The following is a 1,561-nucleotide window of genomic DNA, read 5'->3' on the forward strand; positions in this document are numbered from 1 at the left end:
CCTCGCCCGTCAACGGCGACAAGCTGTTCCTCACGCCCGAGGTGTCGATGCAGATCCAGACCATCCTCAACAGCGACATCGTGATGCAGTTCGACGAGTGCACGCCCTACGACACCAAGGGCCACATCACGACCGAGGCCGAGGCGCGCATCTCGATGGAGCTGAGCCTGCGCTGGGCCAAGCGCTGCCAGCACGAGTTCGCGCGGCTCCAGAATCCGAACGCGCTGTTCGGCATCGTGCAGGGCGGCATGTTCGAGAACCTGCGCGAGGAATCGCTCGCGGCGCTGGTCGACATGGACTTTCCGGGCTATGCCATCGGCGGCGTGAGCGTGGGCGAGCCCAAGGAGGAGATGCTGCACATCATGGGCCACACGCCGCACCGGCTGCCCGCGAACAAGCCGCGCTACCTGATGGGCGTGGGCACGCCCGAAGACCTGGTGCAGGGCGTGGCCGACGGCGTCGACATGTTCGACTGCGTGATGCCCACGCGCAATGCGCGCAACGGCACGCTGTTCACGCGCTTCGGCGACCTGAAGATGCGCAATGCGCGCCACAAGAACGATCCGCAGCCCATCGACCCGAGCTGCACCTGCCATGCCTGCGCGGGCACCTCGGGCGTGAGCTGGAACGACGGCGGGCGCGAGGGCTTCAGCCGCGCCTACCTGCACCACCTCGACCGCTGCGCCGAGATGCTCGGGCCGATGCTCGCCACCATCCACAACCTGCACTACTACCTGAACCTGATGCGCGAGGTCCGCGAATCGCTCGAGGCGGGCACCTTCGCGGAATTCCGCGCGCGCTTCAAGTCGGAGCGCGCGCGCGGCATCTGAGGCGCAGGGCTACTTCGGCGGCTGGATCGCGAGCGGCGTGGCGTAAGGCTCGATGCGCAGCAGCTCGTTCCTGAACACCACGACCTGCCTGAGCGGCGCCTGCACCAGCGCGCCGCCCGCGTCCTTGTGCGAGGCGTACTGCCACAGCGTGAGCTGGCCCTTGGCCGCGAGCTGAGCGGCCAGCCGCTCCACGGCCGGGCTGGAGCCCGGGCCCAGCTGCGCCGCATCGGCGCCCACGATCACCTCGTCGCGCGGCGAGACCACCTTGAAGAGCTGCATGGAGGCCGCCGCCTGGGCGCGCACCGGGCGCACCGCCAGCGCGGCGGGAAGAAGCGCCAAGCCAAGAAGGGTTCGGCGGGGAAGCGTGTTCGTCGTCATGGAGAAGAAGCGTAGCTGCGCACGGCCGCGCCGGCCATTCGCCGTAAGCCATACGCCGGCCGGCGGCCCCTCGCGCGGCAGGGGCACGCCCATCCGGTACGCTTGCCGCCCGTGTCCATCGCCGTTGCTGCACTCACATGACCACCGACGCCTCACCACTTTCGTCCTACACCGCCCGCTATCCCTCGCTGGCCGGCCGCACCGTCTTCATCTCCGGCGGCGCGAGCGGCATCGGCGAGGCGCTGGTGCGGGCCTTCCATGCGCAGGGCGCGAAGGTCGGCTTCTGCGACCTCGACACGGCCGCCGGCACCGCGCTCGCGGCGCAACTGCAGGGCGACACGCCCGCACTGTTC

At 69.8% G+C, this 1,561-nt stretch carries 3 protein-coding genes; 2 read left to right on the forward strand and 1 reads right to left on the reverse strand.

Going from position 1 to position 1,561, the window contains the following annotated elements; genetic code table 11:
• Window positions 1-830: tRNA guanosine(34) transglycosylase Tgt (gene tgt / locus AC1DOC_RS33090; protein ID WP_478131501.1), on the forward strand; the 830-nt coding region annotated here is incomplete at its 5' end.
• A gap of 9 nt (window positions 831-839) precedes the next feature.
• On the opposite strand, the gene AC1DOC_RS33095 is transcribed toward tgt, so the two are convergent.
• Window positions 840-1,169 carry a hypothetical protein gene (locus AC1DOC_RS33095; protein WP_478080158.1) on the reverse strand — a complete coding sequence of 110 codons (330 nt, stop codon included), beginning with the start codon at window positions 1,167-1,169 and terminating at the stop codon, window positions 840-842.
• A 176-nt stretch (window positions 1,170-1,345) separates the two neighbouring features.
• Between AC1DOC_RS33095 and AC1DOC_RS33100 the strand changes: the two genes are divergently transcribed.
• A partial coding sequence (locus AC1DOC_RS33100; protein ID WP_478131502.1) for an SDR family NAD(P)-dependent oxidoreductase occupies window positions 1,346-1,561 on the forward strand: 216 nt, incomplete at its 3' end.

This window comes from Variovorax sp. 01T439_2, from assembly GCF_056398445.1.